Origin of the sequence: Sabulicella rubraurantiaca (assembly GCF_017355885.1) — a bacterium.
Lineage (GTDB): Bacteria > Pseudomonadota > Alphaproteobacteria > Acetobacterales > Acetobacteraceae > Roseococcus > Roseococcus rubraurantiacus.
Window position 1 is genome coordinate 43,131 of sequence record NZ_JAFEUU010000011.1, and the last position, 22,926, is coordinate 66,056.

Annotated in this window: 16 protein-coding genes and 1 other RNA gene; 15 read left to right on the forward strand and 2 right to left on the reverse strand. The window is 71.9% G+C overall.

What is annotated here, in order from left to right; translation table 11 throughout:
- Positions 1-19: 19 nt before the first annotated feature.
- Positions 20-2,812 (reverse strand): AsmA family protein, encoded by a 2,793-nt coding sequence (locus tag JTJ31_RS17530; protein ID WP_207540029.1) that lies wholly within the window; start codon positions 2,810-2,812, stop codon positions 20-22.
- Positions 2,812-6,408: a hydantoinase B/oxoprolinase family protein gene (locus JTJ31_RS17535; RefSeq protein WP_207540030.1), complete on the reverse strand. Its 3,597-nt coding sequence runs from the start codon at positions 6,406-6,408 to the stop codon at positions 2,812-2,814. Before JTJ31_RS17535 ends, JTJ31_RS17530 begins: the two co-directional genes overlap by 1 nt.
- A gap of 114 nt (positions 6,409-6,522) precedes the next feature.
- Between JTJ31_RS17535 and JTJ31_RS17540 the strand changes: the two genes are divergently transcribed.
- The 15 genes from JTJ31_RS17540 to murG all read left to right on the forward strand — a co-directional run bounded on the left by JTJ31_RS17540 (position 6,523) and on the right by murG (position 22,925).
- Positions 6,523-7,017, forward strand: coding sequence for a winged helix DNA-binding protein (locus JTJ31_RS17540; protein WP_207540031.1), 495 nt, complete (start codon positions 6,523-6,525; stop codon positions 7,015-7,017).
- A gap of 24 nt (positions 7,018-7,041) precedes the next feature.
- Positions 7,042-8,823, forward strand: a complete 1,782-nt coding sequence (locus tag JTJ31_RS17545) for an SLC13 family permease (RefSeq protein ID WP_207540032.1) — start codon at positions 7,042-7,044, stop codon at positions 8,821-8,823.
- 55 nt (positions 8,824-8,878) lie between these two features.
- On the forward strand, positions 8,879-9,631 hold the full coding sequence (locus tag JTJ31_RS17550; protein ID WP_207540033.1) for a TerB family tellurite resistance protein: 753 nt from the start codon (positions 8,879-8,881) through the stop codon (positions 9,629-9,631).
- Positions 9,628-10,341 carry an N-acetylmuramoyl-L-alanine amidase gene (locus tag JTJ31_RS17555; RefSeq protein ID WP_408015430.1) on the forward strand — a complete coding sequence of 238 codons (714 nt, stop codon included), beginning with the start codon at positions 9,628-9,630 and terminating at the stop codon, positions 10,339-10,341. Before JTJ31_RS17550 ends, JTJ31_RS17555 begins: the two co-directional genes overlap by 4 nt.
- Positions 10,342-10,377: 36 nt before the next feature.
- Positions 10,378-10,768, forward strand: an RNA gene (gene rnpB, locus JTJ31_RS17560) — RNase P RNA component class A.
- A 460-nt stretch (positions 10,769-11,228) separates the two neighbouring features.
- Entirely contained in the window at positions 11,229-11,675 is a 447-nt protein-coding gene (locus JTJ31_RS17565) for a division/cell wall cluster transcriptional repressor MraZ (RefSeq protein WP_207540034.1), read from the forward strand.
- On the forward strand, positions 11,672-12,616 hold the full coding sequence (gene rsmH, locus JTJ31_RS17570; RefSeq protein ID WP_207540035.1) for a 16S rRNA (cytosine(1402)-N(4))-methyltransferase RsmH: 945 nt from the start codon (positions 11,672-11,674) through the stop codon (positions 12,614-12,616). The genes JTJ31_RS17565 and rsmH overlap by 4 nt, the downstream gene beginning before the upstream one ends.
- Positions 12,613-13,524, forward strand: coding sequence for a cell division protein FtsL (gene ftsL, locus JTJ31_RS17575; protein WP_207540036.1), 912 nt, complete (start codon positions 12,613-12,615; stop codon positions 13,522-13,524). Before rsmH ends, ftsL begins: the two co-directional genes overlap by 4 nt.
- A gap of 3 nt (positions 13,525-13,527) precedes the next feature.
- Entirely contained in the window at positions 13,528-15,495 is a 1,968-nt protein-coding gene (locus tag JTJ31_RS17580; protein ID WP_207540037.1) for a peptidoglycan D,D-transpeptidase FtsI family protein, read from the forward strand.
- On the forward strand, positions 15,419-16,912 hold the full coding sequence (locus JTJ31_RS17585; RefSeq protein WP_207540038.1) for a UDP-N-acetylmuramoyl-L-alanyl-D-glutamate--2,6-diaminopimelate ligase: 1,494 nt from the start codon (positions 15,419-15,421) through the stop codon (positions 16,910-16,912). The genes JTJ31_RS17580 and JTJ31_RS17585 overlap by 77 nt, the downstream gene beginning before the upstream one ends.
- Positions 16,909-18,285: a UDP-N-acetylmuramoyl-tripeptide--D-alanyl-D-alanine ligase gene (locus JTJ31_RS17590; protein ID WP_207540039.1), complete on the forward strand. Its 1,377-nt coding sequence runs from the start codon at positions 16,909-16,911 to the stop codon at positions 18,283-18,285. The genes JTJ31_RS17585 and JTJ31_RS17590 overlap by 4 nt, the downstream gene beginning before the upstream one ends.
- The gene (gene mraY, locus JTJ31_RS17595; protein WP_207540040.1) at positions 18,282-19,370 is read left to right on the forward strand and encodes a phospho-N-acetylmuramoyl-pentapeptide-transferase; all 1,089 of its coding nucleotides are present in this window, start codon (positions 18,282-18,284) and stop codon (positions 19,368-19,370) included. The genes JTJ31_RS17590 and mraY overlap by 4 nt, the downstream gene beginning before the upstream one ends.
- A complete protein-coding gene (murD, locus tag JTJ31_RS17600; protein ID WP_207540041.1) occupies positions 19,367-20,692 on the forward strand; it encodes a UDP-N-acetylmuramoyl-L-alanine--D-glutamate ligase in 1,326 nt (441 codons plus the stop codon). The genes mraY and murD overlap by 4 nt, the downstream gene beginning before the upstream one ends.
- A complete protein-coding gene (locus JTJ31_RS17605) occupies positions 20,689-21,831 on the forward strand; it encodes an FtsW/RodA/SpoVE family cell cycle protein (RefSeq protein WP_408015431.1) in 1,143 nt (380 codons plus the stop codon). Before murD ends, JTJ31_RS17605 begins: the two co-directional genes overlap by 4 nt.
- Entirely contained in the window at positions 21,828-22,925 is a 1,098-nt protein-coding gene (gene murG, locus JTJ31_RS17610; RefSeq protein ID WP_207540043.1) for an undecaprenyldiphospho-muramoylpentapeptide beta-N-acetylglucosaminyltransferase, read from the forward strand. The genes JTJ31_RS17605 and murG overlap by 4 nt, the downstream gene beginning before the upstream one ends.
- Position 22,926 lies beyond the last annotated feature (1 nt).

Consider the following 22,926-nt stretch of genomic DNA (forward strand, 5'->3'; position numbering starts at 1 on the left):
CCGTGCCGCGTCCAGGGAGTCAGGGCAATGTTTCGGCGCGGCGACGCAGCCAAGCGCCCAGTTCAGGGAGGCGCACCGGCGCGGCGGCCGGTCCGGTCGCGCGCAGCGCCACCTCCGCATCGCCCGGCCAGGCGAGGCGCAGATCCAGGACGTCGCGCGGCAGGTCGAGCCGTCCTGACAGGCGCAGCGTGAGCCCCCCTTCGGCGAGGAGGTCGCCGGTCTCGATCCGCCCGACGCCACGCTCGAAATTCAGGGAGATCTCGGCCCGGTCCAGGGTGGTGCTGCCGCCCGCCATCGCGGCGCGCAGCGCGGCCTCGGCGCGTTGCGTATCGGTCCAGCCCAGGGCGGCGGCGGCGGCATTGGCGTCGAAGCCCTGCATCACGGCATCGCGCAGCGCGATGCGCGCCGAGCCATCCAGCGATTCGATCAGCGCCGATGGAGAATGCCCGGCCGCGGCGAGGCGCCACTCGGCGGAAACCCGCCCCGCCACCAAGTCGAAGGGCGTGCCGAAGACCGGGCCGGAGAGCAGGGCCTCTTCCAGCTTTCCTTCGGCCTCCAGCGCGGGACGGTCGCCGCGCAGCCAGCGCAGCCCTCCCGAAAGCGCCCCGCCCGCCACGGTGGCGCGGCTTTCCTCCAGCCGCAGCGATTCCGTGTCGCTGCGCAGCGCGGCGGAAAAACCAGTCAGCGGCGGCAGGCCGGGCAGCATCACCTGATCGGCGCGCAGGGCGAGGTCGAGATCGGGCCACTCGGCGGGCAGCAGCGTGCCCCATTCCGGCAGCGGCAACGTGTCGAGATGAAGCCGGCCGGAGAGTGCAGGACGCTCGCCCAGGGCGAGGGCAAGCTGGCCACGCCCGCGCAGCCCACCCGCGACCAATTCGAACCCCTCGGTGGAGAAGGCATCGGCCCGGGCCTGCCAGTTCGCGATCAGCGAGAAGGAACCCTCGCCCAGGAAGCGCGGCGGCGCGCCGCCCAACGCGGCATGGAGGAAGCGGCCCGCGCCGGGATGGCGGACGGTCAGGCTCCCTGCCCCTCGCTGCGCGTTCCAGTCCAGCGTGCCCTGCACCTCCAGCCGCGCATCGGCCACGTCGAGTTCCGCGCGCCCCGCCAGCGCGTCGAAGGGGCCGGACAACTGGGCGCGCAGCCGCATCGGCGCATCGACAAGCGCCGGCCGCGCAAACCCGATGAGCGTAAGACCGGGTCCGGCCGGCCCCGTCGCTTCCAGCGCCGCCTCGCCGACGCGGCCACCCGCCACAACGCCACTCAGCGCGATCTCGACGCCCTGGTGCCGCGCGGCGAGCCGCCGCACCGCCCAGCGCCCGCCCTCCGCCGCCGCGTCGAGGGACGCATTCTCCCACGGCCCGTCTTCCAGCCTGATCCGCGCTGCGGCGAAGCGGAGCTGGAGGTCGGCAGCGCCTGCGCCTTCCTGCACCGCGCGCAGCAGCGCCGGCGCGGTGACCGGCAGCGCGAATTCATCCATCTCCAGGCCCAGGGCCAGGGCTGGCCGGGGGGCGAGGCGACGCCAGGTGAAGCCGCCCTGCATCCGCGCGGCGCCGACCCGCATCGCCACGTCGCTGGCAGCGATGAGCGGCCCTTCGGCGGAAAGACGCATCTGCCCTTCCGCCGCGCCGGGCGGCAGCGGCAGGGAAGCCGGCCAACCCAGGGATTCCAGCAGCGCCCGCGGCTCGGCGGCGGCGACGCGCAGGGCGAAGTCGAGGCGCGGCCCGGCGCTGGCTCCCGTCGCCTCGATCCGCGTCTCGCCGGGCAGTTCCGCCGAGATATCGGAGAGACTCAGCCTTTCGCCTTCCAGATGCGCGGTGCCGCGCAGGCGGCGCAAACGCAGCGGGCCGAGCGTCGCCGCCTCCGCCGCGAGGTCGAGCGCGACGGGCAGCGTCGCACTGCCGGATCCGCGCAGCGCGTCCAGCCAGGGTGAGAGGTCGAGGCGCGACGCGGCCAACGTCATCTCCAGACGCGGCGCAGGGGCGAGGCGCAGTGCCGCCGCGCCGGTCATCCCCTGCCCCGCCAGTTCCAGGGACAGCCCGCTCGCCGCAAGCAATTCGGGCGTGGCCGAGAAGCGGGCCTGGGCGCGGAAGGGGCCGGACGGCGAAGGCAACAGCGCGGCGAGGTTCGGCCCGTTCGCATCCAGCCGCCCCTCGAAGCCACCCGAGTCCGGCAGGATGCCGCGCGCCGTGAGGCTGGTGCCCGCGACGGACAGGGCGAGGTCAAGCGGGGCCGCGCCATCATCGCCGGGCCGGCCCAGCGTCGCGGAGAAGCGGATCTCGCGTCCGCCCCATTGGAACACGCCCTCCGCGGAAAGCGCCTCGGCCGGGCCGCCGGCCAGGAAGCGCGCCCGCACCCCTTCCAGCACCACGTCGCCGATCAAGAGGCGCCCCTGCTCCAGCCTTGCGTCGAGGCCGGTGAGCCAGGGCGGCGGCGCCAGCCAGGCGAGGCTTTGCGGCGGCCAGGGCAGGCGGATCTCCGCGCCGACCAGTGCCGCCTCGCGCACCGAGAGACGGCCGATGAGCAGCGATGCCAGGTCGAGGCGCAGGCGCAGCGCCCGGGTGGAGAGACCGAGCCCGTCGCCGCCTTCGCCGATCAGAACCTCCGTCGCTTCAAGGACGGGCTGCGGCAGGAGGGTGAAGTTTAGATCGCCCGCCAGCACCACCGGGCGGCCCAGCCGCTCCGTCGCCAGCCGGGCCACCTGCCCGCGCCGCGACTCCCAGTCGGTCAGCGACGGAACGGCGAAGACGGCGATGCCGACCCCGCCGACGAGGAGGAGCAGAAGCGTGAGAAGAAGGGCCCGGGCGGGGCGCATCAACCCCAGCCGCCGCCGCCAGGTGTTTCCAGCACCAGCACGTCACCGGGAGTGAGATCGGCCTTGCCGGTATTGCCCGGCATGTCGAGGCGCGAGCCGTCCGCGCGCTCCACCCATTGCCGGCCCGGAGAGCCATCGGCGCCGCCATGCAGCCCATGCGGCGCGACGTTCCGGCGCGAGGCGACGACCACGGCCTGCATGGGGCGGAGGAAGCGGATGCGCCGGCGCGAGCCGTCGCCGCCGCGCCACTTCCCGGCGCCGCCCGAACCGCGGCGGATGGAGAATTCCTCCAGCCGCACGGGATATCGCATCTCCAGGATCTCGGGGTCGGTCATGCGGGTGTTCGTCATGTGGGTCTGCACCGCGCTTGCCCCATCGAAGCCCGGGCCCGCGCCGACCCCGCCGCAGACCGTCTCATAATACTGGTATTCCGCGTCGCCGAAGAGGACGTTGTTCATGGTCGCCTGGGCGGAGGCGCAGGCGTCCAGCGCGCCGAGCAGCGCGTTGCAGGTCATCTGGCTGACCTCGGTATTGCCGGCGACCACGGCGCGGCCGGGCTCGGGCGACAGGAAGGAGGCGGGCGGCACCACGATGCGCAGCGGCTTCAGGCAGCCATCGTTCAGCGGGATGTCCTGGCCCACCAGGGCGCGGAAGCAGTAGAGCACCACAGCGCGGCACACGGCGGCGGGGGCGTTGAAATTGTCGGGGCGCTGCGGGCCGGTGCCCGTGAAGTCGATCACTGCCTCGCGCCGCTCGCGATCCACGCGCACCGACACCACCAGCGGCGTGCCGTCATCCGTGCGGGTCTCGAAGCGCCCATCCTTCAGCGTGTCGAGGACCTTGCGGACGCTTTCCTCCGCATTGTCCATCACGTGGCGCATATAGGCGCGCACCGTGTCCAGCCCGAACTCGCGCACGGCGCGGCGCAGCTCCTGCACCCCCGTCTCGTTCGCGGCGACCTGCGCCTTGATGTCGGCCACGTTCACGTCCGGGCTGCGGGCCGGGTAGCGCGCCCCGGTCAGCAGGGCGCGGAACTCCGCCTCGCGGAACCGGCCTTCCTCCACCAGCAGGAAGTCGTCGATCACCACCCCCTCCTCCTCCAGCGTGGCTGAGCCGGGCGGGGTGGAGCCGGGGGTGAGGCCGCCGACATCGGCGTGGTGCCCGCGCGAGCCGACGAAGAACAGGATCTCCTCGCCAGCCTCATCGAAGACCGGGGTGATGACGGTGATGTCCGGCAGGTGGGTGCCGCCGTTGTAGGGGTTGTTCAGCGCCACGACGTCGCCTGGCCGCAGCGTCGCGCCCCGCGAGCGGATGACGGTCTTCACGCTCTCCCCCATCGCACCGAGATGCACCGGCACGTGCGGTGCATTGGCGACGAGATTCCCCTCGGCGTCGAAGATGGCGCACGAAAAGTCCAGCCGCTCCTTGATGTTCACCGAGAGCGAGGTGTTCTGCAGCACCACCCCCGTCTGCTCCGCGATGCTCATGAACAGGGCGTTGAACAGCTCCAGCACCACAGGGTCGGGCTTGCCGGTGGCCTCGGTCCGTGCGGCGGCGCGGGCCTCGGTGCGGCGGAGGATGACGTGGTTGCGCTCCATCACCTCGCCCGTCCAGCCGGGCTCGACCACGATGGTGGCGATGGCCTCCCGCACCAGGGCGGGGCCGGGGATGCGGTCGCCGGCGCGCAGCGCCTCGCGGTCCAGCACCGGCGCCTCGTGCCAAGCGCCGGCGGCGAAGAGGCGCACGCGGTCCAGTTCAGGGGCCGCCTCGCCGGGCGCGCGCGGGGTGAGCGGGGCCTCGCGCACCGCCTCGCCGGGCATGGTCACCTCGGCCAGGGCGGCTTCCACGATCACCGGGCGCTCGGGCGTCGCGAAGCCGAAGCGGGCGCGGTGCGCGTCGGTGAAGGCTGCGAGCACCGTCGCATGGTCGCCCATGGGCACGGGCAGGAAGGCATCCGTCCCGGCATAACGCAGGTGCAGCCGGTGCTCGGCGTGGAGCGCCCCTGGGTCGGCACCCTGGCGGGCGAGCTCGGCGCGGCCCTCCGCTTCCAGCGATTCCAGACTTTTCGTCAGGCCCGCCATGGCGTCGGGCGAAAGCGGCTGCTCCACCGCCGCCTCGCGGATCACGCTCTGGTCGGCGAGGCCCATGCCATAGGCCGAAAGCACCCCGGCGAAGGGATGGAGGAACACCGTCTCCATGCCGAGTTCGTCGGCCACAAGGCAGGCATGCTGCCCGCCCGCGCCGCCGAAGCAGGTGAGCGCGTATTTCGTCGCGTCATAGCCCCGCTGCAGCGAGATCTGCTTGATGGCATGCGCCATGTTGGCGACGGCGATGCGGATGAAGCCTTCCGCCACCTCCTCCGGTGCGCGTCCGGCCTCCTTCGCCAGTTCGGCGAATTTCTCCCGTACCACCGCCGCGTCCAGGGGCTGGTCGCCGCCGGGGCCGAAGATGGCAGGGAAATGCGCGGGCTGGATCTTGCCCAGCATCACATTCGCATCGGTGACGGTGAGCGGCCCGCCGCGCCGGTAGCAGGCGGGGCCCGGCACAGCGCCCGCGCTGTCCGGCCCGACGCGGAACCGCGCCCCATCGAAATGCAGGATGGAGCCGCCGCCCGCCGCGACCGTGTTGATGGCCATCATCGGGGCGCGCATCCGCACCCCCGCCACCACCGTCTCGAAAGCCCGCTCGAAAGCGCCGGCATAGAGCGCCACGTCGGTCGAGGTGCCGCCCATGTCGAAGCCGATGATGCGGTCGAACCCGGCCATGGCCGCGGTGCGCGCCGCCCCGACGATGCCGCCGGCCGGGCCGGACAGGATCGCGTCCTTGCCACCGAAGCGCGACGCCTCGGCCAGCCCGCCCGAGGACTGCATGAAGTAGAGCCGTGTCCCCTCGCCCAGCTCCGAGGCCACCTGGGCAACGTAGCGGCGCAGGATCGGCGAGAGATAGGCGTCCACCACCGCCGTGTCGCCGCGCGGGACGATGCGCGGCAGGGGGCTGGCCTCGTGGGAGAGGCTGATCTGGGTGAAGCCCTCCTCCCGCGCGATGGCGCCGATGCGAGCCTCGTGCGCCGGGTGCTTCCAGGCATGCATCAGCACCACCGCGACGGCGCGGATGCCGGCCGCGAAGGCGTCGCGCAGCGCGGCGCGGGCGGCTGCCTCGTCCAGGGGCTCGATCTCCGTGCCGTCCACCGCCACGCGGCCGCCGATCTCGGCCACGCGCTCATGCAGGAGTTCGGGCAGCCGGACGTGGAGTTCGAAGAGGCGCGGCCGCGCCTGGTTGCCGATCCGCGCCAAGTCGGCGAAGCCGCGATTGACGAGCAGCAACACGCGCTCGCCCTTGCGCTCCAGCAGCGCATTGGTGGCGACGGTGGTGCCCATCTTCACCGCCTCGACGAGCCCGGGCGGCAGGGCGGCGTCGGGCTGGAGCCCCAGCACCTGCCGGATACCGGCCACGGCCGCGTCCCGGTAACGGCCCGGATTCTCCGACAGCAGCTTCGCGGTGGAGAGCCCTCCATCCGGCGCGCGTGCCACGATGTCGGTGAAGGTGCCGCCCCGGTCTACCCAGAACTGCCAGCCCGCTGCCGCGATCGCGTCCATTCACGACTTCCTTCGCCTTGCCTCGCGGCCTTCAGTGAGAATTTGTCAGCATATTGTCAACGATGCCGCCGCTCCGCATACTGCCCGAGCATGACGCCATCGCAAGGAGGCTCCATGTCGCGCGGTCCCACTTCTTCCGCCCATCTCGCGGCCGGCGCCTCGCCGGCGCTCTCGGAATTCGAGTTCGGCCTCATTCTCTGCTCTGCCGCCTTTGGCCGCTGGATGACGGGTTGCATGGCCGCTGCCGGTCAGCCCGGGCTTTCCGCGACGGAGGTGCTGATCCTCCACACCGTGCGCCATCGCGACCGCCCGAAGCGACTCGCGGAGGTGATGCGCGTGCAAGGAATCGAGGATGCCCACATCGCCCGCTACGCCGTCCGAAAGCTGGCCGCGGCGGGGCTCGTCACCCTCGGCCGCGCCGGCAAGGAGCAGACGGTGACGGTGACGCCGGAGGGTCTCGCGGCCTGCCAGCGCTATCACGAACTGCGCGAGGCCCTGCTGGTGCGTGCCACCGGCCAGGATGAGGCAGCGCTGCGCGACGCGGCCGTGCTGCTGCGAGCCCTGTCCGGCGCGTATGACCAGGCTGCGCGGACCGCCGCCACCGTATGATGCGCCCGCGCGTTGGGCGCTCGCATGACCCTGCCCCAGATCATCGTCTTCGCCATCCTCGCCGTGATGATGGCGCTCTTCGTCTGGGACCGCATCCGCTACGACCTGGTTGCCCTGCTGGCGCTGCTGGCCTCTGTCGCGGCGGGGGTGGTCGCGCCGGACAAGGCCTTCGACGGGTTCGGCGACGACGTGGTGATCATCGTCGCCTCCGTTCTCGTGGTCAGCGCCGGAATCGGCAAGTCGCGGCTGATCCGGCGGCTGATCCGGGTGTTGGAGCCGCAGATGCGGACGCCCGGCGCCCAGGTCGCGACGCTGACCGGGACGGTGACCCTCCTAGCGGCGATGATGAAGAACATCGGCGCGGTGGCGATCTTCCTGCCCATCGCGCTGCAGGTAGCGCGCCGTACCGGCACCTCGCCCTCGCTCCTCCTCATGCCCATGGCCTATGGCTCGCTGGTGGGCGGCATCGTCACGCTGGTCGGCACCTCGCCCAACATCATCGTCTCCCGCGCCCGGCACGAGATGACCGGCGAAGCCTTTGGCATGTTCGATTTCACCCCGGTCGGGCTGGGAGTGGTGCTGGTAGCGCTGCTCTTCCTGTCGGTGGGGTGGCGCCTGCTGCGCGGGGTCGGCCAGGGCCGCACCAATGGAACTGCCATCCCCGCCCCCTACCTCGCCGAGGCGAGGCTCGGCGCCGATTCCCCCTTTGCCGGCCGCACGGTCGGGGAGCTGGAAACGGAGGTAGAAGGCGAGGTCCATGTCGCCGCCATCGTGCGCGAGGAGGGGCGACGCTACTTCCCGGCCGGCCACTGGCGCCTGCATCCCGGCGACCAGCTCGTCCTGCGCGGCGACCCGGATGCGATGCGCGCCCTGGTGGCGGAGGCGCAGCTGGAGCTGGGCCACACCGGCAAGGATGGCGAGCGCACCGCCGCAACGGAGGCCGAGGCGGTGGAGGTCGAGGAAGCCGTGGTGCTGCCCGGATCTCCCCTCGCCGGCACGACGGCCCGCGCCCTGCGGCTGCGCGACACGCAGGGGGTGAACCTGCTGGCCGTGTCCCGGCGCGGCGAGGCGGTGACGGCACGGGTGCGTGACCTGCACCTCCGGGTCGGTGACGTGCTGGTGGTGCAGGGCGCCGCCGAGACGCTTTCCGCCTCTCTAGACGAACTGGGCTGCCTTCCCCTGGTCCCGGTGGCGACGGAACTGGGCAAGCGCCGGCTGGACTACCTGCCCATCGGGCTCATGGCCCTCGCCATGGCGGGGGTGGCGGCGGGGCTGGTCCCGGTCGCCATCGCCTTCTTCGGCGCGGCGGTGCTGACCGTGGCGCTGGGCGTGATCTCTCTGCGCGAGGCCTATGAGGCGATCGACCTGCCCATCCTGGTCCTGCTGGCCTGCCTGATCCCGATCAGCGACGCGGTGACGGAGACGGGCGGTGCGGCCTTGCTGGCCGGCGGGCTGGCGCATGTGGCGGGTGCGCTGCCGGCGGTCGGGGCGTTGGGACTGACCGTGGTGGCGGCGATGGCCCTCACACCCTTCCTCAACAACGCCGCCACGGCGCTGATCATGGCCCCGGTCGCCGCGCAGATGGCGGAGAAGCTGGGGCTGAACCCCGACCCCTTCCTGATGGCGGTGGCGATCGGTTGCGCCTGCGACTTCCTCACCCCTATCGGCCACCAGTGCAACATGCTGGTTATGGGGCCGGGCGGCTATCGCTTCCTGGACTACCCGCGGCTCGGGCTGCCGCTGACCCTGCTCGTCGCGGCCACGGCGACGATGCTGATCCCGCTCGTCTGGCCGCTCACGGGCTGACGCTGCCCCTCCTGGCTCCCACATGCTATGGACGGGGGCACGGAAAGGGCGGGCAGTGAGTTTCTGGGGCAAGATCATCGGGGGCATCGCGGGCTTCGCGACGGGCGGTCCGCTGGGTGCCGTGCTCGGCGCGGCGGCAGGCCACGCCGCGGATGCGGCGCGGCTGGGCCCCGGCGCGGCGAACCTCGCCGCCCTGCTCGGCTCGCGCGAGCAGCTCTTCGCCATCTCCGTCGTCGTGCTCTCGGCCAAGCTGGCCAAGTGCGACGGGCCGGTGAAGCGGGAAGAAATCAACGCCTTCAAGCGCTTGTTTCGCATTCCTCCCGAAAACATGCGCGACGTGGCCCGGCTCTTCGACGAGGCCAAGCAGAGTCCCGAGGATTTCGAGACCTTCGCCGACCGGCTTGGAGAGGCCTTCGCCGACAACAAGGCGATGCTGGAGGACGTGCTGTCGGCGCTGTTTCAGATCGCCCGCGCCGACGGCCCCCTCACGAAGGGGGAGGTGCGCTTCCTCCAACGTGTCCAGCTGGGCTTCGGGCTGGAGGCGCGCTCCTGGGAACGGGCGCGCGACGGCGAGGCGCGGCCGGGCGCCGGGGATACACCGGGCATCGACCCCTACAAGGTGCTGGGCCTGCCCGCCAACGCGACAGATGAAGAGGTCCGCGCCGCCTGGCGCCGGCTGATGCGGGAGAACCATCCGGACGCCCTCGCCTCGCGCGGGGTCCCGGCCGAGTTCGTCAAGCGCGCGACGAACAAGGTGGCCGAGATCAACGCCGCCTGGGACCGGATCAAGCGGGAGCGGAAGCTTTGACGCTGCCCCTCGCCAGCGGGCTGCGGGTCACCGAGCTTCCTTCCCCCAACCACGATCCCCGCCCGGATGGCGCAGCGGTGGACATGATCGTGCTGCACTACACCGGCATGCGATCGGGAGCAGAGGCGCTGACCCGGCTGCGCGACCCAGCGGCGGTGGTGTCCTCCCACTACTTGGTCGAGGAGGATGGCGAGATCTTCCGCCTCGTGCCGGAGGATCGGCGTGCCCGCCATGCCGGGACCTCATTCTGGCGGGGGCGGGAGGCACTGAACGCCCATTCCATCGGCATCGAGATCGTGAACCCAGGCCATGAATGGGGATATCGCGACTTCCCCGCCCTGCAGATGGGGGCGGTGGCGGAGTTGTGCCTGGACATCCTGGCGCGCCGCCCGGGGATTGAGCCGCGCAACGTCGTCGCGCACAGCGACATTGCCCCCGACCGCAAGCAGGACCCGGGCGAGCGCTTCGACTGGCGAGGCCTCGCCTCGCTGGGCATCGGGGTCTGGCCGCGGCGCGACGGGGCGGCGAAGGGCGACCCGCTGACCCTGCTCGGGCGAATCGGCTACCGCACGGATCTCCCCTTGCCGGTGCTGGTCACCGCCTTCCAGCGCCACTGGCGGCCGGAGCGTGTGGATGGAGTCGCCGATCCCGGGACGCTCTCCCGCATGAATGGCGTCCTGTCCGCGCTGGGCCTCGCCCGCCGGGCTTGACCGGGACCGGGCGGCGGCCCCATCTCCGCCCTGGTGCCGGGAGGCCGGGCGACCGCTGGCGCGTCGAGCGATCGCGTGCTGGAGGAAAGTCCGGGCTCCACGGGAAGACGGTGCCGGCCAATGGCCGGCGGGGGGCGCAAGCCCTTCAGGGAAAGTGCCACAGAGAACAGACCGCCCGGGCGCCACGAGGCCCCCAGGCAAGGGTGAAACGGTGGGGTAAGGGCCCACCGCGCTTCCAGCAATGGCGGCGGCACGGCAAACCCCACCGGGAGCAAGGCCGAATAGGGAGGGCTGCCGAAAGGCAGGGGGTTCCCGCCCCGCCCTCCGGGTTGGCCGCGCGAAGCCAGCGGCGACGCTGGCTCCAGAGGAATGGTCGCACAGGCCCGAAAGGGCTGGACAGAACCCGGCTTATAGGCCTTCCGGCACCACTTTCCTGCTGCGGCATGCAGGCCGAAGCTGTGTCACTGAAGAGTCAGATGATTCCATTTCTGTTCCCTGTGGCAGCTTCGCCACTGGCGGAAGCCGTGCCAGAGGCCCTTCCGTATAAACCCTTAAGAAACGCACCTAAGCTGCTGATTCGGTTCATTTATAACAAAATTGCGGCCCTGGACGCCCAAGCATTATCCCTTGCCATCCCATCTCGGCCCACGTAGAACCATTACAGCCCGGTCGGGGCCACATCTCGCTCGGGGGGGCGGGCGGCACTGACGGGTTGGTCGGGCGAGCCGGCGAGGTCGGGGGGCCTCGTCGGCCGCTGCTCCCTCACCCCAACGTGTGAGGTGCGGCCCGGTCTCTCCCCCGTGGCGAGGACGTGATCGCACACCCCGGAGGCGCCCCGCGCCAATGGCGGTTCACTGCGGTCTGCAACGGGGGGCATCCGGGCGCAGATGACCCAGTTCCGGGGCAAGTTCACGAACAAGCTCGACGCGAAGGCTCGCGTCAGCGTCCCTGCCCTGTTTCGCGCCCGCCTCGCCGGTGAGGGCTTGGTCCTCCGCCGCTCCACCCGTCACCCCTGCATCGAAGCCTGGCCCGCCTCGCATTTCGATGCCGCTGCGCCCAACACCAGCCCCCTCGACGAGCCGACCGAGGAGGACGACGCCATCGCCTACGCCCTCCTCGCCGATGTGCTCGATGTCACCCCCGACCCCGAAGGGCGCATGGTCCTCCCCCGAGACCTGCTGGATCACGCCGCGCTGTCCTCCGCCGTGACCTTCATGGGTCGGGGCGAGTATTTCGAGCTTTGGGAGCCCGACGCCGCCGAGGCGCAGATCGCCGCGGCGCGCGAGCGCATGGCTGCCCGCGCCCGCGCCAAGTCGGAAGGGGGCGCGGCATGAGCCACATCCCTGTCCTCCTGAACGAGGTTCTGGCCACCCTGTCCCCCCAGGCCGGCGAGGTGATCCTGGACGGGACCTTCGGTGGTGGCGGCTATGCCTCCGCCATCCTGGACGCCGCCCCCTGCACCCTCTGGGCCATGGACCGCGACCCGGATGCCATCCGCCGCGGCGCCGCCCTTGCCGCCCGGCATCCGGGCCGGTTGCACCTGATCGAAGGTCGGTTCGGCGACATGGCCGAGCATTTGGCCGCACGCGGCGTGACCCAGCTGGACGGCGTCGTGCTCGATCTTGGCGTGTCCTCCTTCCAGCTGGACGAGGCGCAGCGCGGCTTCTCCTTCCGCGCCGATGGCCCGCTTGACATGCGCATGGAGATGGCCGGCCCCTCCGCCGCCGACCTCGTGAACGGGCTGCCGGAGCGCGAGCTGGCGGACCTGATCTGGGAGCTGGGCGAGGAGCGTCATTCCCGCCGCATCGCCCGTGCCATCATTACCGCGCGCGCGGAAGCTCCCATCACCACGACGCTGCGCCTCGCTGAGATCATCCGCTCCTCGGTCCCGCGCGATCCGTCCGGCCTTCACCCTGCGACTCGGGCCTTCCAGGCGCTGCGGATTCGCGTGAACGACGAACTCGGCGAAGTTTCCCGCGCGCTGGAATCCGCACTCTCCCTGATGGCGCCCAACGGCAGAATCGTTGTCGTCTCCTTTCATTCCCTCGAGGACCGATTGGTGAAGCGCGCATTCCAGACCGCCGCGGGCCGGACGCCCGGCGCCTCGCGTCACGACCCCCGCTCCCTGCTGCCGGGTGCTGGTGCCCCTGCCGGCTTCCGGCTGCTGACGCCCCGTTCGATCCGTCCTTCCGAAAGCGAATGCGCGGCCAATCCCCGCGCCCGATCCGCCCATCTCCGTGCCCTCCAGCGCCTGCCAGAAAGCGCCGCCGCATGATCCATCCCCTGACCGCCATCACCTTCGCCGCGTTTTTCGGAGCCGGCTTCTACGTCTTCCAGACGAAGGAGGAGGTGGCGCAGCTTGACCGCGACCTGCGCGACATTCGCCGCCAGACCGAAGCGGAGATGAGCCGCACCCAGATCCTGAATGCCGAATGGGCGCGGCTGAACGACCAAGAGCGGCTGCGGCACATGGCCACCAGCCACCTGCGCCACATGCAGCCCATGGAGCCCGCGCAGTTCCAGCGCCTGGAGGACGCGCAGCGCCGCATGCCCCAGGCCGTGGCCTTCACGCCTGTCTCCACCGGCTTCGGCCCGCGCACCGAACTCGCCTCCGCCCCTGGCGAGGCGCTGGTCTTCACGGCCGCCGATTTCCGTCCGGCGCCTGCCGCCCCGGCCGCTGCCCCCGTCGTCGTGGCCGAGGCCCCGCGCCCAGTGCCAGCGCGCCCCGCGCCAGAGGCGCCACGCGCCGATGCCCCGGCCGCGCCCGTGCTGGCCGCCGCGCCGGCCCCCGCCCCCGCTCCGGTTCCGGCCGCTGCTCCGGCCCCCGCGCCCGCCCCGATGGTGATCGCCGCCACGCCGGAGGCACCCCGCGCCGCGCCGCGCGTGGCTGATCCGATCCGCCCCGTCCGCGCCGAGATGCCGGTCGCCGAGGCGCCGCGCGCCGCCCCGCGCCGCGCCCGCACGGAGATCGCCCGCACGGATGTCGCCTCCCTGCCATCCGTCACCAGCGCCAGCCAGCCGCCGCGCCCGGCGCAGCCGCCGGTCATCCACACCCCGGCCTCGCCGAACTCGGCCATTCCGCAGCCCGCGTTCCGCACCGCCATGGCCGCTCCGGTCCAGGCCAGCGGCTCGCTGATCGGTGGCGGGATGGCCCTGCCCCCGCCGGTGCCCTTCGGCCGGTAAACCGTGACGCACCTCCCCCCACCTTCGCCGGACGCCGCCCCCCGGGGCCGCCCGGAGGCGCCCCTGCCACCGCAGGAGAGCGCCTCGCGGGCCCTGGTGCGCGTCGCCCCGGGCGAGGCGCTCATGCGCACGCGCATGAAGGGGAGGCTGTTCGTCGCCGCCGCAGGCTTCGGCCTGCTGTTCACCGCGGTCGGGCTGAAGCTGACCGACGCCACCGTGCTGGACCCGGCGGCCTCGCGCATCGCCACCGCCCCTCGCTCCGCCCCCGTGTCCGAAGCACCAGTCGCGCGGGCCGAGATCACCGACCGCAACGGTGAAGTGCTGGCGGTGACAGTGCGCGGCACCGCGCTCTACGCCCGCCCGCCGCAGATCGACGACCCGCGCGCCGTGGCGGACCAGCTTGTCCGCATCCTGCCGCACCTGGACCGGGATCGCCTGGTGCAGCGCCTCTCCCCGCCCCGGCAGTTCGCCTACATCGATCGCTTCATCACGCCGCGCCAGGAACAGGCGATCAACAACCTCGGCATCCTCGGCCTCTACTTCGAGACCGCCGAGCGCCGCACCTATCCGCGCGGCCGCGATGCGGCCCACGTGCTGGGCGTGGTGGACGTGGACGGGGTGGGCATCGCCGGCGTCGAGAAGTGGTTCGACGAGCGGCTGCGCGTGTCCCGCGCGCCCCTGCGCCTGTCCATCGACATCCGCATCCAGCGCGAGGTGCGCGAGGCGCTGGACTGGGCGATCGGCCGGTTCAACGGCATCGGCGGCGCGGCCATCATGATGGATGTCCACACCGCCGAGGTGCTGGGCATGGTGTCGCTGCCGGACTTCGCCGCCTCCGACCTCGCCCAGGCCCCGGCGGAGCAGCGCTTCAACCGCGCCGTCACCGGCGTCTACGAGCCCGGCTCGACCTTCAAGCTGCTTACCTCCGCCATGGCGCTCGACCTCGGGACGGTGCAGCTGCATTCAGGCTTCGACGCCTCGCGCCCCATCCGGATCGGGCGGCACACGATCAACGACTTCCGCGGCAAGAATCGCTGGCTCGCCCTGCCGGAGATCATCGCCTACTCCTCGAACCTCGCCACTGCCCACATGGCGATGACAGTCGGGCCGACCCGGCACCGCGAGTTCATCGGGCGGATGGGGCTGCTGCAGCGCCTCACGGTGGAACTGCCCGAGGCGGCGGTTCCCCTCGCGCCCTCTCAGCGCAACTGGCGCGACGTCAACACCATGACGATCGGCTTCGGCCACGGCATCTCGGTCACGCCGCTGCATGTCATCACCGCGACCAGCGCCCTGGCCAATGGCGGCATCCTTCGCCAGCCGACCGTCCTCGCCCAGCCCGAGGGGGCGGAGCGCGAGGGGGTGCGCGTGATCTCCGAGCGCACCTCGGAGCAGATGCGCCGCCTGATGCGCGTGGCGGTGACGGATGGCTCCGCCCGCTCCGCCGAAAGCCCCGGCTACTTCATCGGCGGCAAGACCGGCACGGCGCAGAAGACCAATGACCGCGGCGTCTATATCGAGAACCGCCGTATCTCCGCCTTCGTCGGGGCCTTCCCGATGAATGCGCCGCGCTATTCCATGTACCTCATGGTGGATGAGCCGAAGCCCCGCGCCGACACGGGCGGCTTCGCGACGGCGGGCGTCGTCGCTGCCCCGACCGCGCGCCGCGTGCTGGAGCGCACGGCCCCCATCCTTGGCATGGTGCCTGAGATCGAACGGCAGCAGCAGATCCAGTCCACCATCGCCCTTCCCCTCCAGCCGGGCCGTCCGGCGGCGCCGCGCATCCAGCCGGCCGCGCAGTCCACACCCACACCTCGCCCAGCTCCGACCCTGGCGCCCCGCCCCGCCGTGCCGCCGGGCTTCGAGCCCGGCCAGGCCCCGCTGCGCCGCACCGATGCCGGCGAAGGGGTGGCGATGCCACGCCTCGTCATTCACGGGCTCAGCCCCGAGTCCGGCCGTGCGGCTCGATGATCTGCTCGGCTGCGGTGTCGCGGTTCCCGAAGCGGCGGCGGATGCGCGCTTCGCCCGCCTGACGGCCGATAGCCGAGACGCCGGACCCGAGACCGTCTTCTTCGCCCTGCCCGGCAGCCGCCATGACGGCCGCGCCCATATCGGCGGCGCGGTGGAGCGCGGCGCCGTCGCCGTGGTCGCACCGGAGGGAACCACCTGGCCTAAAGGCGTCCCGGCGCGCCCGCTGCTCCTCGCCGCTGATCCGCGCCGGGCACTCGCGCTTGCAGCCGCGCGGCTGACGCCGGGCCAGCCAGAGTATGCGGTCGCCGTCACGGGCACCAACGGCAAGACCAGCACCGCCGACTTCCTGCGGCAGATGGCGGAGCTGGCCGGGCACAAGGCCGCGTCGCTCGGCACGCTCGGCCTCGTCGCGCCCGCCTTCCCGCCGGGTCCTTCGCTCACCACGCCCGACCCGGTCACGCTGCACGCGACGCTCGCTGCCCTCGATGGTGCCGGGGTGACGCGGCTCGCCATGGAAGCCTCGTCGCACGGGCTGGACCAGCGGCGCCTGGACGGGGTGCGGCTTGCGGGAGCCGGCTTCACCAACCTGACGCGTGACCACCTCGATTATCACGGCTCCCTGGAGGCCTATCGCGACGCCAAGCTGCGGCTGTTCGACGCCCTGCTGCCGCAAGGCGCCATCGCCGCTGCCGGCGCGGGCATGGACGCGGAAACGCGCGAGGCGCTGCGGGCGGTCGCCACGCGCCGCCGCCTCGAATGGCGGGAAGCGGCCGTGGAGGATTGGCGCCCCCTGCCGGATGGGCAGGTGGCTCGCATCGCGGGGCGCGAGGTGGAGCTTCGCATCCCTGGCCGCTTCCAGGCGGAGAATGCGGCGCTGGCCGTTGCCCTCGCGCCGGCCCTGGGTCTCTCGGATCCCCTCGGCTTGCTGCCGCGCCTCACGGGGGTGCGGGGGCGGATGGAACTGGCCGCCACCCTGCCCAATGGCGCCGCCATCTTCGTGGACTACGCCCACACCCCCGACGCGCTGACCCGCCTCCTCGCCGCGCTGCGCCCGCACGTGGCTAAGGGCGCGCGTCTGCATGTGCTGTTCGGCGCTGGCGGCGACCGCGACCCCGGCAAGCGCCCCCTGATGGGCGAGGCTGCCGCGCGCGGCGCCGACCGCGTCTGGATCACCGACGACAATCCGCGCTCGGAGGACCCGGCCACCATCCGTCGTGCCGTGCTGGAAGGCGCGCCCGGCGCCGTCGATGCCGGCGCGCGGGAAGCGGCGATCGCCCGCGCCCTCGAAGCCCTCGGCCCCGGCGATGTCCTGGCCGTGGCCGGCAAGGGGCATGAGCAGGGCCAGACCATCGCGGGCGTCACCCTTCCCTTCGACGATGCCGAGGTGGTGCGCCGCCTTGCCGGAGCACCCACATGACCCCCCTCTGGACCGCCGCCGAACTGCGCGAGGCGACGGGCGGGGCGTGCGACGACACGCTCTCCGCGACCGGCATCTCCATCGACACCCGCACCGTCCAACCGGGCGATCTCTTCGTGGCGCTGCGGGCGGAGCGCGACGGGCACGACTTCGTCGCCCAGGCCTTCGCCGCGGGCGCCTCCGCCATGGTGGATCGCGACGTGCCGACCGGGCCCACGCTGCGCGTGGCCGACACCCTGGCCGGGCTGACGGCACTGGGCGCGGCCGGGCGGGTTCGCTCCTCCGCGCGGGTGATCGGCGTCACGGGCAGCGTGGGCAAGACCACCACGAAGGAGATGCTGCGCCGCGCCTGCGCCGGCCTCGGCCCGGCCCATGCGAGCGCGGCGAGCCACAACAACCACTGGGGCGTTCCCCTCACCCTGGCCCGGATGCCGCGCGAGACGGCATGGGCGGCGGTGGAGATGGGGATGAACCACCGTGGAGAGATCGCGCCGCTGTCGCGCCTCGCCCGGCCGCATGTCGCGGTGGTGACCAATGTGGGCACGGCACATATCGGCCACCTCGGCAGCCAGGAGGCCATCGCGGAGGAGAAGGCCGACATCGCCGCCGGCCTCGTGCCCGGCGGCGTGGCGGTGTTGCCGGCCGAGAGCTTGCATTTCGCACGCATGTCCGAGGTCGCAGGCGGGCACGGCGCCCGCGTCATCGGCTTCGGTGAGGGGCCGGAATGCGAGGCGCGGCTGCTGGACTTCAAGGGCGAGGAGGCTTCCTCCACCGCGCTCTTCTCTCTGTCCGGCCGCCACGTGACGCTATCCCTGGCGCAGCCTGGGAAGCACATGGCGTTGAACGCGCTGGCCGCCCTCGCCGCCATCCAGGCGGCGGGCGGTGATGCCGGTCTGGCCGCGGCGGCGCTGGAAGGCTTCGGCGCCGGGGCCGGGCGCGGCGAGATGCGGCGCATCTCCACCCCAGATGGCGGCGTCGCCCTGCTGCTGGACGAAAGCTACAACAGCAGCGACACGGCCTTGCGCGCTGCAGTCGGCGTGCTGGCAGCGCAGAAGGCGAAGCGGCGCATCGTCGTGCTGGGTGACATGCTGGAAATGGGAAGCCACGGCCCTGCGTTGCACGAAAACCTCGCCCCGGAGGTCGCTTCGCACGCTGATCTGGTCTTTGCCTGCGGCCCCTTGATGAGCCGCCTCTTCGCTGGCATCCCCCCCGCGCGGCAGGGCTTCTGGGCGGAGACGTCCGAGGCTCTCGCGCCCCGGCTCGTGGCAGCGTTGCGCGACGGGGACGCCGTTCTGGTCAAGGGCTCACTCGGCATGCGGATGGCGGCGGTCATCCGCGCGCTGGATGCTGCCGGTGGGAAGGCTTCCGCATGATTCCGCTGCTTCTCGGCCCCTTCGCCGAGGAATTCATCCTGTTCAACCTGACGCGCTACATCACCTTCCGCGCGGGCGCCGCCTGCATGACCGCGCTCGTCCTGACCCTGGTCTTCGGCCGCCCCATCATCGCCTGGCTCCGCACCTTCCAGCCCGCCGGCCAGCCCATCCGGGAGGACGGGCCGCAATCGCATCTCCTCACCAAGAAGGGCACGCCCACCATGGGCGGGGTGCTGATCCTGTTCTCGCTCACCCTGTCCTTCCTGCTCTGGGCCGATCTGCGGAACGGCTTCGTCTGGCCGGTGATGCTGGTCACGTTGGGCTATGGCGCGATCGGGTTCATGGATGACTGGCTGAAGGTGACCAAGCGCAACACCAAGGGCGTGTCGGGGCGGCAGAAGCTGATCGCCCAGGGGCTGATCGGCCTGGGTGCGGCCATCTGGTTCTGCATGCTCCTGCCCGCCGGGCTGGAGGACACGCTTGCGGTGCCGATCTTCAAGCAGGTGCTGATCCCCTTCGGCATCCTGTTCCCGCTCGTCGCCATGTTCGTGATGATGGGCGCCTCCAACGCCGTGAACCTGACGGACGGGCTGGATGGCTTGGCCATCGTGCCGGTGATGATCGCGGCCGCCGTGTTTGCGCTGATCGCCTACCTCGTCGGCAACCGCATCTTCGCCGACCACCTCCAGCTGCACGGCGTCCCGGGCGCGGGCGAGCTGGCGGTGATCTGCTCGGCGCTCATCGGCGCCTCGCTCGGCTTCCTGTGGTTCAACGCGCCGCCGGCGGCGGTCTTCATGGGCGACACGGGCTCGCTCTCGCTGGGCGGCGCGCTGGGCGCGGTCGCGGTCGCCACGAAGCACGAGATCGTGCTGGCCATCGTCGGCGGGTTGTTCGTGGTGGAGACTCTCTCCGTCATGATCCAGGTCTTCTGGTTCAAGCGCACCGGGCGGCGTGTCTTCCTGATGGCGCCGCTGCACCACCATTTCGAGAAGAAGGGCTGGGCCGAGCCCACCATCGTGATCCGCTTCTGGATCATCGCCATGGTGCTCGGGCTGGTCGGCCTCTCGACGCTGAAGATCCGATGATGCCGTTCGCGGGGCAGCGCGTGGCGGTGGTGGGGCTCGGCAAGGCCGGGCTGCCTGCCGCGCGTCGCCTCGTCGAATGGGGCGCGGAGGTGACGGCCTGGGATGACAGCGAGAAGGCGCGCGAAGAAGCGCGCCGCGTCGGGCTTCGCATCGCTAACCCGGCGGAGCGCTTCGCCTTCGACGTGCTGCTGCTCTCCCCGGGCATCGCCCATCGCCTGCCCCGCCCGCACAAGGCGGCCGAGGCGGCGCAGGCGGCGGGCGCGCCCATCCTGTCCGAGATCGAGTTCCTGTTCCGCGCCGTCCGCCATGCCGGGTCGCGTGCGCGCTTCGCCGGCATCACCGGCACCAACGGCAAGAGCACGACGACGGCGCTGCTGGCGCATATCCTGGAGAGCGCGGGGAGGAAGGTCGCGGTGGGCGGCAATCTCGGCCCGCCCGCTCTCGGCCTGCCTATCCTGAGTGATGACGGCATCTACGTGCTGGAAATGTCCTCCTACGCGCTGGAGCGGCTGGACCGGACGCATTTCGACGTGGCCTGCCTGCTGAACCTCACGCCCGACCACCTGGACCGGCACGGCGACATGGCGGGCTATCGGGCTGCCAAGGCGCGCATCTTCGCGCATCACGGGCCGGGCGACGTGGCGGTGCTGGGCCAGGGCGATGTGCTCACTGCCTCGTTCGCGGAGGAAATCCCCTCGCGCGTCATTCCGCTCGGACCGGGCGGGGTGTGGTGGGAGGGACGCATCCTGCGCGACACGGCGGGCCCAATCACCGACCTCACCGAGTGCTCCACCTTGCCGGGCGATCACAACGCCCAGAACGCGGCAGCCGCCTGCGCCATGGCGATGGAGCTCGGCGTGCCGCGCGACGCGCTGGCGGTGGGGCTGCGGAGCTATCCCGGCCTGACGCACCGTCAGGAGGTCGTGGCGGAGCGCGACGGCATCCTGTTCGTGAATGACAGCAAGGCCACCAACGCCGACAGCACCGAGAAGGCCCTGGCTTCCTACGGGCGCGTCGTCTGGATCGCGGGCGGAGAAGGCAAGGAGGGTGGGATCGCCCCCCTCGCGCCGCTTTTCCCGCGCATCGCCCACGCGCTGCTGATCGGGCGCGACGGCCCCGAATTCGCCGCAACCCTCGCATCGCATGGGGTCGCGCATGAGGTGGTGGGCACGCTGGAGGCGGCGGTGCCCCGCGCCATGGCGCTCGCGAAGCGCGGCGACGTGGTGCTGCTCTCCCCCGCCGCGGCCTCCTGGGACCAGTTCACCGGCTTCGACGCGCGGGGCGACCGCTTCCGCCAACTCGTGAGGGAGGCACTCGGCTGATGGCCGTCTCGCGCAACGACACTTCCGTGCTAGGCCGCTGGTGGTGGAGCGTGGATCGCTGGACCCTGGCGGCGCTGCTTTCCCTCGTGGCGATCGGCTACGTGATGATGCTCTCCGCCAGCCCGGCGGTCGCGGAGCGCATCGGCGCCTCCTCCCGCCACATGTTCCTGGCGCGGCAGGTCATGTACTCGGTCCTCGCCGTGGGGGTGATGGTGGCGGTGTCGCTGCTCTCGCCACGCTGGGTGCTGCGCCTCGCCATGCTGGGCACGGTGGGCGCGCTGGCGCTGACCGCGATGACGCTGGTCGTGGGCACGGAGATCAAGGGCGCGCGGCGCTGGATCTCCCTGCCCGGCATGTCCTTGCAGCCCTCGGAGTTCCTGAAGCCCTGCCTCGCCGTGGTGTGTGGATGGCTGATCGCCGAGGGCAAGCGGACGCCGCGCTTCCCGGGCCTCGTGGTGTCCTTCGTGCTGATCGGGATCGTGGCGGTGCTGCTGAAGCGCCAGCCCGATATCGGCATGCTGGCGGTGATCGTCGCCGTGTTCCTCGCCCAGGTCTTCGTTTCCGGCATCAACCTGTTCTGGGTGATGGTGGGCGGCGTCGGCGTCGTCGGGCTGGGCGTGCTCGCCTACACGCTGCACGGGCACGTCCGGATGCGCATCAACCGCTTCCTCTATCCGGAGGCCCACAGCAACTCCGACGGCGACTTCCAGATCCGCATGTCGCTGGAAGCTTTCGGCAATGGCGGACTGCTCGGGCGCGGCCCAGGCGAGGGACGTGTGAAGGACGTGCTGCCCGACGCCCATGCGGACTTCGTCTTCCCCGTGGCAGCGGAGGAGTTCGGCCTCGTCGCCTGCCTCGTGATCCTGGGCATCTTCGCCTTCGTGGTGCTGCGCGGCCTCCTGCGCCTGTGCGAGGAGCGCGACATCTTCGTCTCCCTCGCCGCGGCGGGACTGCTGACCCAGTTCGGGCTGCAGGCCTTCATCAACATGGGGTCCTCGCTCCGCCTCATCCCGACCAAGGGGATGACGCTGCCCTTCGTGTCCTATGGCGGCTCCTCCGTCGTCGCGCTGGCGCTGGGCATGGGCTTCCTTCTGGCCCTGACGCGGCGGCGTATCTCGCGGATGGAACCGGGTACATGATCGCCATCGCGGCCGGGGGCACAGGAGGCCACCTCTTCCCGGCCGAAGCCCTGGCCGCCGAGCTGTCCGCGCGTGGCGAGCGCATCGCGCTCTTCACCGATGCGCGCTCAGCCGCCTTCGACAGCCCTGCCTTCGCCCAGGCCGAGCGCTTCGTCCTGAAGGGCGGTGGGGTGGCAGGGCGCAGCGCATGGCGCGCCGCCCAGGGCCTCGCCCAGCTTGGCCAGGGGACGATGGTGGCACGCGGCCTGCTGCGCCGGTTGGAGGCGCGGGCGGTGGTGGGGTTTGGCGGCTACCCGGCCATCCCGCCGGCCATCGCCGCGTTGACGCTTCGCAGCGCCCGGCCCGTGCTGGTCATCCACGAGCAGAATGCCGTGCTGGGCCGGGCCAACCGGTTTCTCGCGCCGCGCGCCGATGCCCTCGCCCTCACCTATGGCGAGACGGCCAAGGTGCCGGCCGGCGCGAAGCCGCATGTCGTGGGCAATCCGGTGCGACCCGCTCTCGCCGCCCTGGCCGGGCACGGCTACGAGGCGCCGCGCGAGGGGGCGATCCGGCTGCTCGTCACCGGCGGATCGCTTGGCGCGCGGGTCTTTGCCGACACGGTGCCCGCCGCCATCGCCTCCCTGCCCGAAGCCCTACGCCACCGGCTGATCGTCACGCAGCAATGCCGCGCCGAGGACCTCGAGCGGGTGCGCGCCGCCTATGCCGGCACCGGCATCCCGGTCGAATTGTCGCCCTTCTTTTCCGACATGCCGCGCAGACTGGCGACGGCGCATCTGGTGGTGGCGCGGGCCGGGGCCTCGACCTTGGCGGAACTGGCGTGCGCCGGGCGTCCCGCGCTGCTGGTTCCCTTGCCCTCGGCCATCGACGACCACCAAGTGGCCAATGCCCGTGCCCTGGCCGGTGCCGGAGCGGCGCGCGTGCTGCCCCAGGCCGAGATGGATGCGGGCGCCTTGTCCAGCCTCCTTTCGACATGGCTGCTTGCGCCGGAAAAGCTTGCCGCAGCCGCCCGAGCCGCGTCATCCCTCGCCCGCCCACAGGCGGCGCGCGACCTCGCCGACCTCGTCCTTGCCCTCCTTCGCCGGAAAGCCTCCTGAG

What these genes read in the sequence shown, in the direction of transcription:
- mraY (WP_207540040.1), top strand. Translation starts at nt 18,282, where the DNA reads ATGATTCCGCTGCTTCTCGGCCCCTTCGCCGAGGAATTCATCCTGTTC.
- JTJ31_RS17545 (WP_207540032.1), top strand. Translation starts at nt 7,042, where the DNA reads ATGACCCTGCCCCAGATCATCGTCTTCGCCATCCTCGCCGTGATGATG.
- JTJ31_RS17585 (WP_207540038.1), top strand. Translation starts at nt 15,419, where the DNA reads ATGCCGGCGAAGGGGTGGCGATGCCACGCCTCGTCATTCACGGGCTCA.
- JTJ31_RS17540 (WP_207540031.1), top strand. Translation starts at nt 6,523, where the DNA reads ATGTCGCGCGGTCCCACTTCTTCCGCCCATCTCGCGGCCGGCGCCTCG.
- JTJ31_RS17590 (WP_207540039.1), top strand. Translation starts at nt 16,909, where the DNA reads ATGACCCCCCTCTGGACCGCCGCCGAACTGCGCGAGGCGACGGGCGGG.
- JTJ31_RS17565 (WP_207540034.1), top strand. Translation starts at nt 11,229, where the DNA reads ATGACCCAGTTCCGGGGCAAGTTCACGAACAAGCTCGACGCGAAGGCT.
- murG (WP_207540043.1), top strand. Translation starts at nt 21,828, where the DNA reads ATGATCGCCATCGCGGCCGGGGGCACAGGAGGCCACCTCTTCCCGGCC.
- murD (WP_207540041.1), top strand. Translation starts at nt 19,367, where the DNA reads ATGATGCCGTTCGCGGGGCAGCGCGTGGCGGTGGTGGGGCTCGGCAAG.
- JTJ31_RS17535 (WP_207540030.1), bottom strand. Translation starts at nt 6,408, where the DNA reads ATGGACGCGATCGCGGCAGCGGGCTGGCAGTTCTGGGTAGACCGGGGC.
- rsmH (WP_207540035.1), top strand. Translation starts at nt 11,672, where the DNA reads ATGAGCCACATCCCTGTCCTCCTGAACGAGGTTCTGGCCACCCTGTCC.
- JTJ31_RS17530 (WP_207540029.1), bottom strand. Translation starts at nt 2,812, where the DNA reads ATGCGCCCCGCCCGGGCCCTTCTTCTCACGCTTCTGCTCCTCCTCGTC.
- ftsL (WP_207540036.1), top strand. Translation starts at nt 12,613, where the DNA reads ATGATCCATCCCCTGACCGCCATCACCTTCGCCGCGTTTTTCGGAGCC.